Source organism: Nocardia sp. (assembly GCF_025465275.1).
Classification (GTDB): domain Bacteria; phylum Actinomycetota; class Actinomycetes; order Mycobacteriales; family Mycobacteriaceae; genus Nocardia.
The window spans coordinates 73933-81449 of sequence record NZ_JAODNK010000001.1 but is presented as its reverse complement, the minus strand read 5'-3'; the positions used below and the strand labels follow the sequence as shown (position 1 = coordinate 81449).

Genomic DNA, 7517 nt, shown 5'->3' with positions numbered 1-7517 from the left:
GGCACTGCTGCCCACTCTCCGCGAGCGGGCCCAGCAGGCCGAGGATCTGCGACAGATCCCCGAGGAGTCCATCAAGGAGCTCCAGGCCGCCGGATTCTTCAAGTTGCTGCAGCCCAAGCAGTGGGGCGGCTACGCGGCCGATCCGGTCGTCTTCTACGACACCGTCCGCAAGATCGCCAGCGCCTGTGGCTCCACCGGCTGGGTGGCGGGCATCATCGGCGTGCACAACTGGCACCTGGCGCTGTTCGATCAGCGTGCGCAGGAAGAGGTGTGGGGCGAGAACACCGACGTCCGCATTTCCTCGTCCTATGCGCCCATGGGCGCCGGCGTGGTCACCGAGGACGGCACCGGTTACACCGTGAACGGTTCCTGGGCTTGGTCTTCCGGCTCGGGCCATGCGGACTGGGTGGTCGTCGGCGGACCGGTGATCAAGAACGGCAAGCCGGTCGACTTCGGCAGCTTCCTGATCCCGCGCAGCGAGTACAAGATCAACGATGTCTGGAATGTCGTCGGTCTGCGTGGCACCGGGTCCAACACCATCGTCGTCGAGAACGTGTTCGTACCCAAGCACCGTTTCCTCAGCTTCCGCGCCATGGGCGAGTTGAAATCGCCTGGCCTCGAGCAGAATACCGACCCGGTGTACAAGATGCCGTGGGGCACCATCCATCCCACCACCATCTCGACCCCGATCGTGGGCATGGCGTACGGCGCGTACGACGCGCACGTGGAGCATCAGGGCAAGCGCGTGCGTGCCGCCTACGCCGGCGAGAACGCCAAGGACGATCCGTTCGGCAAGGTGCGAATTGCCGAGGCCGCCAGTGATATCGACGCCGCGTGGCGTCAGCTGTCCGGCAATGTCGCGGACGAGTACGCGTACCTGCTGAAGGGCGAGGACGTGCCGTTCGACGTGCGCGCCCGCGCCCGTCGCGACCAGGTCCGGGCCACCGGCCGGGCCGTCGCGTCCATCGACAAGCTGTTCGAGGCCTCGGGTGCCACCGCACTCGCCAACGGCACTCCGCTGCAGCGTTTCTGGCGTGACGCGCACGCCGGTCGCGTGCACGCGGCCAATGATGCCGAGCGCGCCTACGTGATGTACGGCACCCACGCGTTCGGGCTCCCGATCACCGACACGATGGTGTAGCCCTATGACCACTGTTGAAGAGATCACCTTCGAGTCGACGTCGAAGTTCGCGCAGGTCCGGCCGGATCTGAAGCTGCACTATCACGAGGCGGGCGTCGGCAACGGCCCCACCATCGTGCTGCTGCACGGCGGCGGTCCCGGCGCTTCGTCGTGGTCGAACTTCTCGAAGAACATTCCGGTGCTGGCGCGCGAATTCCACGTGCTGGCAGTGGATCAGCCCGGATTCGGCCTGTCCGACAAGCCGACCGAGCACCCGCAGTACTTCGTGCACAGCTCGTCCGCGCTGAAGGATCTGCTGGACACCCTCGGCATCACCGATCGTGTGCACCTGCTGGGCAATTCGCTCGGCGGCGGCGCGGCGGCCCGGTTCGCGCTGGACTACCCGGACCGTGCCGGCAAGCTGGTGCTGATGGGCCCGGGCGGGTTGTCCACCAACCTGTTCGCGCCGGACCCCACCGAGGGCGTCAAACTGCTCTCGAAGTTCAATTACGAGCCGACGCGCGCGAACCTCGAGGCGTTCCTGCGGATCATGGTCTTCGACCAGAAGCTGATCACGCCGGAGCTCATCGACGAGCGGTTCGAACAGGCGAGCAAGCCGGAGTCGCTGGAGGCCACCCGGGCGATGGGACGGTCCTTCGCCGGACCCGATTTCGCCAAGGGCATGATCTGGCGCGACGCGTTCAAGCTGCGTCAGCCGGTGCTGATGATCTGGGGCCGTGAGGACCGGGTGAACCCGATCGACGGCGCGCTCGTGGCATTGAAGATGGTGCCGCGTGTGCAACTGCACGTGTTCGGTGGCTGTGGGCACTGGGCGCAGCTGGAGAAGTTCGACGAGTTCAACCGCCTCGCAACGGACTTCCTGCTCGGCGTCAAGGAGAAGTAGGCATGGGTATTCGAGCGCTCGGATACATGCGCATCGAGGCCACCGATATGGCGGCCTGGCGTGAATACGGGCTCAAGATCCTGGGCATGATGGAAGGCACCGGGTCCGACCCGGATGCCCTCTACCTGCGCATGGACGATTTCCCGGCGCGCCTGGTGATCGTGCCGGGCGAGCAGGACCGGCTGCAGGTCTCCGGCTGGGAGGTCACCGACGGTCCCGCGCTGCAGGATCTTCGGGAGCGGCTGTCGAAGGCCGGGGTGGTCTTCCGCGAGGGCACCCGGGCCGAGGTCGAGGACCGCCGGGTCGAGGCGCTGATCTCGTTCGAGGATCCGTCCGGCAATGTGCTGGAGGCCTTCCACGGTTCGCAGTATCTGGCGCGGCGTTTTATCAGCCCGTACGGGCACAAGTTCGTGACGGCCGAGCAGGGCCTGGGACATGTGGTTCTGACCTGCACGGATGATGCTGCGGCACAGACGTTCTACCAGGATGTGCTGGGCTTCCGGCTGCGTGACTCCATGAAGCTGCCGCCGCAGATGGTCGGCCGCCCGGCCGATGGTGACCCGGCCTGGTTGCGGTTCTACGGCTGCAACCCGCGCCACCATGCGCTGGCGTTCCTGCCGCTGCCGAACCCGACCGGCATCGTGCACCTCATGGTCGAGGTGGAGAGCTCCGACGATGTCGGCCTCTGCCTCGATCGCGCGGCGCGCAGGAAGGTGAAGATGTCGGCCACCCTCGGGCGGCACATCAACGACAAGATGCTGTCCTTCTATATGAAGACTCCGGGCGGATTCGATATCGAATTCGGCTGTGAGGGTTTGGAAGTCGAGGACACCTCGTGGATCGCCCGCGAGTCCACCGCGGTCAGTCTGTGGGGCCACGACTTCACGGTCGGAATGCGATAGCAGTGAGCGACAGGGCGGCGGAGACTTTGGCCATGACCGACGAGACCACAACAGACGAACAGCCGGCGATCGACGCCCGCCAGTTCCGAAATGTGCTGGGACAGTTCTGCACCGGCATCACCGTCATCACCACCCTCGACGGTGACGGAGCTCCGATCGGCTTCGCCTGCCAATCGTTCGCCGCCCTCTCCCTCGACCCACCGCTGGTGCTGTTCTGCCCGACCAAGGCTTCCAAGTCCTGGGCGGCGATCGAGGCCAACGGCAAGTTCTGCGTGAATATCCTCGCCGAGGAACAGCAGCCGGTGTGTGCGCGCTTCGGCTCGCGTGAACCCGATAAGTTCGCCGGAGTCCCCTGGCGCACTTCGGATCTGGAGCTGCCGCTCCTGGACGATGCCCTGGCCACGATCCAGTGCACCGTGGATCAGGTCATCGACGGCGGCGATCACTACATCGTGATCGGCCGCGTGCAGGCGCTGTCGGAATCCACCGATTCCGGTAGGCCGCTCCTGTTCTACCGCGGGCAGTACACGGCCATCGAGCCGGAGAAGACCGTGCCCGCGCCCTGGCGTGCGGATCTCGAGCACTTCCTCACGAACACAACGCTCGACAGGTGGTTGTGAGGCGGGTTCACCCCGAACCCTGGCGATAGAAAAGTGCCCCGGTGGAGTTATCCACAGGGGCACTTCGCATGTGGATAACTTTGAATGACTGTGGATTCAGGTTGGATGGCTGCAGATTTCAGGCTGCGGCGCGGGCCTGACGGCGGTATTGGCCGGGGGCAGCGCCGTATTCGCGTTTGAAGGCCTTGCCGAACGCGAATTCCGAGCTGTAGCCCGCGCGGGTTGCGACCGTGCCGATGGGCAGATCGTCCTCGCGGAGCAGGCGGGCGGCGGTGGTCAGCCGCCAGCGGGTCAGGTATGCCAGCGGGGGTTCGCCGACCATGGTGTTGAACTTGCGGGCGAAGGCGGCGCGGGACAGGCCCGACCGGTCCGCGAGCGATTGCACCGTCCAGGCGGCGGCCGGCTCGTCGTGCATTGCGGCCAGCGCGGGGGCGACGGCCGGATCACGCAGGGCGGCAGCCCATCCCGCCGATTCCGACTGCGGCTGGTCTTCGATCCAGGCGCGCAGTATGTAGAGCAGCAGCGAGTCGATGAGCGCCGGGACGATTCCGTGCGAGCCGATGCGCGGCGCATCGAGTTCGGCGCTCAGCAGCGCGACGGCGGCGGCCAGATGTGGATGGCGGCCCTCCCCCGTCGGCAGGTGGATCACCTCGGGCAGCTGTCGCAGCAGCGGATGCGGCCGCTGCCCGTCCAGGTGATAGTTGCCGCAGAGCAGGCTGACCGCCGGGCCGTCACCGCCGACCTGCAGTGCGCCCACGGGTGGGCGGTGGGTGTATTGCTCCGGCCGGGGTATCTCCGGCGGGGTATCGGGATGGTCGGCGAGGATGTGCCCCGAACCGTCCCGCACGAACACCACGTCGCCCGGGCTGAGCGCGATGGGTTCGGTCGTGTTCTCGGTCGGATAGATCCAGCACTTGCCGTGCAGCACCACGTGAAATCCGGCGCCCGCGGTAGCCGGGAGTTGCAGTGCCCACGGCGCGCGGCCGTCGGTGCGCACCGAATGCGGCGCACCGGTGCGCATGGAGGCCAGCGCCTCGCTGAGCACGTCCATCCCGGCCTCCTTCGATCGGTCCCAGGGTGCAACCCGGATTCCGTCCCCATTATTCGACGGTCAGCACGACCTTGCCCACGGTCTGCCCCGAGGCGACCAGTTCGTGCGCCTTGGGCGCGTCCGCCAGCGGCAGCTCCGCGGCAATGGTCGGCCGCAGCAGACCCGCGTCCGCCAGCGCGGCAATCGCTTCCAGCGCAGCGTAATCCGGCTCCACCGAGACCCCGGCGAAGCGCCGCCCCGCCGCCTTCACGGTGGCGGCCAGCTCCGGGTTGACGTGCTCGAGAATGGTGACCAGCACCCCGCCCGGCTTCAGCACCCGCAGGGACCGCGCGCCGTCCGCCACCGAATCGAAGACCACATCGATATCGCGGACAGCCTCGGTGTAATCCGTTGTCCGGTAGTCGATCACCTCATCTGCCCCGAGACCGAGCACATAGTCGTGCTTGGCCGCACTGGCCAGCGCGATCACGTACGCCCCGCGCGCCTTGGCGATCTGCACGGCCAGGTGCCCGACACCGCCGGCGGCCCGGTGGATCAGAACCCGATCGCCCTCCTTGATCCCAGCCTTGTCGACCAGCCCCTGCCAGGCGGTCAGCGCGGCCAGCGGCAGCGCCGCGGCTTCGACATGGCTCAGGCTCGCAGGCTTGCGCGCCAACTGCCGCGATGGCGCAGCCACATACTCCGCGTACGCCGTAGCCGCCCGCGGGAAGAAGGGCATCCCGTACACCTCTTCCCCGATCTCATAGCGCGCACCGGGCCCCGCCTCCTCGACAACGCCGGAAAGATCCCAGCCCACGCCGAACGGCGGCTCTCCCAACAGTGGAAAGGCGCCGGACCGCACCGCGATATCCACCGGATTCACCGAACTGGCGTGCACCCGCACAAGCACCTCACCCGAGAGCAAAGCCGGCTTCTCGATCTCCACAACTTCCAGCACCTCAGGCCCACCGAAGGACTTCTGAATCACCGCACGCATCGTCTTCTCCCTCTACCGCCTGCACCCCGGCCGTTCCGGGGGAACCGAACAAAAGCAACAGTAGACAGAACCGATGAGACGTTGAATAGCTGTAAATCTCGCGTTTTTATCCAGGAGTCTTCATATCACCCCGGCGGCAGCAAGCCGAGCTGCGCGGCACGAACGCCGACCTGAAAGCGAGTGGTGACGTCCAGCCGAACCATGAGGTCAGCCACATACCTTCGATAGGTACGCAGCGAAACATCCAAATGCCGAGCAGCCACCTCATCCTTCAGTCCGCGATTGAGCGCATCGAGGACCGCCAGGGACCTGTTGTCGAACTCCGGACTGCCGAAGCCCGGCCGGGTGGACAGGTGGTCGGCGGATTCCCATGTCCTGGTGGCGAATTGATGGATCGCGCCGACCAGCGCCGGTCCGCGAACCATCACCATGTAGGGATGCGCAGCGCCCGCCCCACTCCACAGGATGGCCGCATGCCGGTCGATGATGAAGGTGTTGTGAAAGTCGTGGCTGGACACCCGGATCTTCGGGCTCAGCGCCGAATCCTCCAGCAGCGGACGGCGATCGCGAGAATCCAGGAAATCCGGCGAGTACAGCAGCCGAACCTGCTTCCCCGCAGCCAGCAACCCGCGAATCACCGTGTGCCCCAGCGAATAATGCCGCTCCTGCCGCACCGGACTGGAAACGGCCACCACCGCCTCGGTCCGAACCCGCCGCAACAGGTGCGCCACATCGCTCCCGAGGTCCTTGCTCGGGTGGAGCCGGACAATGCCGGGCGCAATCGCACTGTCCTGCCGCATACCCCTCATCATCTGCGGAACCGCCGCATTTGACCAGTCTTGACAGCTTCCTGCCAGCCACTTCGCCGAAGGAGCGGTAGCGGAGGGCCGGTCGCGCAATGCCACCGCCCGGCGATCTCGGCTCGGCGGTGGTTTCTTTATGAGTGGCGGACAGGCGTGGCGGCCGCTAGGGTCGGTCCGTCCTGCTGCCATTGGGGGCCGTAGGAGATCTTTTTGGGGGTTTGGGCCGCATGGCTTTTCGTAAGTCGACAATTCAGAAGCAGCTGGCTGCGAAGCTGGTCGAGTTCGCACCGCAGGGCGAGCAGCTGCAGCTCACTTTTCAGGCGATCACCGGGCCGAGCCCGTGGGTGGATGATCTGCCCTTCGTGCGGTTCGTCATGCTGTTCCTGCGCAAGTACTACTACGTGGCGCTGACGCAGACGTCGGTCGTCATTGTCGAGGCCAGCAAGTGGAGCGGCCGGCCGTCGAAGTTCGTCTGCGCCGAGCACTTCGGCAATGCGCAGTTCACCGAGCTGCAGATCAATGCGATCTGGTCGAAGGTGTACTACCGCATGCCGAATACCGCCGCACCGGAGCGCCTGAATGTGCACCGCCGCTGGCGCACCGAGCTGGACCAGCTGGTGTCGCGACTCCCCCAGCGCCCGGCCGCATAGGACTGCGGAGACGCGACCGATCAGAGGCGTCGGTCAGCGTCGCCGGAATCCGGCTGTGGACCCCGGATGGTCTTGTCTGATTCGGATGCCAGTCGCACTGCTTCGTACGCTTCCTCGGCACCCGGCTCGCGCATTCGGCGGTCCCGGATCTCTGTCCACTCGAGAGCGCTCCTCGGCATAACGCAGAGGCTATCGCCGCTGGGTGATTGTTATGGCCGTTTCGAATGGCGGAGGCTGATCGGCCTCAGTGTCGGAGCGCCTCGGCGAGTTGTGCGTTTGTCGGCTCGATGAGGACTGTCCCGTCGGGAATCACGACGACCGGGATGTTCTTTCGACCGTCGGCGAGGGCGATGGCTTTGTCTCGGGCGGCGTCGTCGTGTTCGACGTCTATGTCGGTGAACGGGATGTTGTTCTCGCGCAGCCAGGTCTTCGCGCGGCGGCAGTCGCCGCACCAATCCGCTCCGTACAGCACGATGTCGTCCATCACTCGA

At 66.0% G+C, this 7517-nt stretch carries 9 protein-coding genes; 5 read left to right on the top strand and 4 right to left on the bottom strand.

All coding sequences use genetic code 11. The features are described from left to right. From hsaA to hsaB, 4 genes are all read left to right on the top strand, one after another. Positions 1–1141, top strand: a 1141-nt coding sequence (gene hsaA, locus JWN03_RS00430; protein WP_297607886.1) for a 3-hydroxy-9,10-secoandrosta-1,3,5(10)-triene-9,17-dione monooxygenase oxygenase subunit, incomplete at its 5' end; no start/stop codon positions are given. A 4-nt stretch (positions 1142–1145) separates the two neighbouring features. Then, positions 1146–2024, top strand: coding sequence for a 4,5:9,10-diseco-3-hydroxy-5,9,17-trioxoandrosta-1(10),2-diene-4-oate hydrolase (gene hsaD, locus JWN03_RS00425; protein ID WP_297607883.1), 879 nt, complete (start codon positions 1146–1148; stop codon positions 2022–2024). A 2-nt stretch (positions 2025–2026) separates the two neighbouring features. Continuing rightward, complete coding sequence (gene hsaC, locus JWN03_RS00420) at positions 2027–2926, top strand: iron-dependent extradiol dioxygenase HsaC (protein ID WP_297607880.1); 900 nt, start codon at positions 2027–2029, stop codon at positions 2924–2926. 32 nt (positions 2927–2958) lie between these two features. After that, positions 2959–3546, top strand: coding sequence for a 3-hydroxy-9,10-secoandrosta-1,3,5(10)-triene-9,17-dione monooxygenase reductase subunit (hsaB, locus tag JWN03_RS00415; RefSeq protein WP_297607878.1), 588 nt, complete (start codon positions 2959–2961; stop codon positions 3544–3546). Positions 3547–3664: 118 nt separating this feature from the next. On the opposite strand, the gene JWN03_RS00410 is transcribed toward hsaB, so the two are convergent. The 3 genes from JWN03_RS00410 to JWN03_RS00400 form a co-directional block, all read right to left on the bottom strand. After that, positions 3665–4597 carry an AraC family transcriptional regulator gene (locus JWN03_RS00410; protein WP_297607876.1) on the bottom strand — a complete coding sequence of 311 codons (933 nt, stop codon included), beginning with the start codon at positions 4595–4597 and terminating at the stop codon, positions 3665–3667. 49 nt (positions 4598–4646) lie between these two features. Continuing rightward, complete coding sequence (locus tag JWN03_RS00405; RefSeq protein WP_297607874.1) at positions 4647–5573, bottom strand: NADP-dependent oxidoreductase; 927 nt, start codon at positions 5571–5573, stop codon at positions 4647–4649. A gap of 125 nt (positions 5574–5698) precedes the next feature. After that, positions 5699–6373: a hypothetical protein gene (locus JWN03_RS00400; RefSeq protein ID WP_297607872.1), complete on the bottom strand. Its 675-nt coding sequence runs from the start codon at positions 6371–6373 to the stop codon at positions 5699–5701. A gap of 230 nt (positions 6374–6603) precedes the next feature. Between JWN03_RS00400 and JWN03_RS00395 the strand changes: the two genes are divergently transcribed. After that, positions 6604–7026, top strand: coding sequence for a hypothetical protein (locus tag JWN03_RS00395; RefSeq protein ID WP_297607869.1), 423 nt, complete (start codon positions 6604–6606; stop codon positions 7024–7026). Positions 7027–7270: 244 nt separating this feature from the next. Here JWN03_RS00395 and JWN03_RS00390 read toward each other — a convergent pair whose 3' ends face one another. Then, on the bottom strand, positions 7271–7510 hold the full coding sequence (locus JWN03_RS00390; protein ID WP_297607868.1) for a glutaredoxin family protein: 240 nt from the start codon (positions 7508–7510) through the stop codon (positions 7271–7273). Positions 7511–7517: the final 7 nt, after the last annotated feature.

Excerpts from the sequence above, each read along its gene's own strand:
- JWN03_RS00390 (WP_297607868.1), bottom strand. The coding sequence starts at position 7,510 with ATGGACGACATCGTGCTGTACGGAGCGGATTGGTGCGGCGACTGCCGC.
- hsaC (WP_297607880.1), top strand. The coding sequence starts at position 2,027 with ATGGGTATTCGAGCGCTCGGATACATGCGCATCGAGGCCACCGATATG.
- hsaB (WP_297607878.1), top strand. The coding sequence starts at position 2,959 with ATGACCGACGAGACCACAACAGACGAACAGCCGGCGATCGACGCCCGC.
- JWN03_RS00405 (WP_297607874.1), bottom strand. The coding sequence starts at position 5,573 with ATGCGTGCGGTGATTCAGAAGTCCTTCGGTGGGCCTGAGGTGCTGGAA.
- JWN03_RS00395 (WP_297607869.1), top strand. The coding sequence starts at position 6,604 with ATGGCTTTTCGTAAGTCGACAATTCAGAAGCAGCTGGCTGCGAAGCTG.
- JWN03_RS00400 (WP_297607872.1), bottom strand. The coding sequence starts at position 6,373 with ATGCGGCAGGACAGTGCGATTGCGCCCGGCATTGTCCGGCTCCACCCG.
- JWN03_RS00410 (WP_297607876.1), bottom strand. The coding sequence starts at position 4,597 with ATGGACGTGCTCAGCGAGGCGCTGGCCTCCATGCGCACCGGTGCGCCG.
- hsaD (WP_297607883.1), top strand. The coding sequence starts at position 1,146 with ATGACCACTGTTGAAGAGATCACCTTCGAGTCGACGTCGAAGTTCGCG.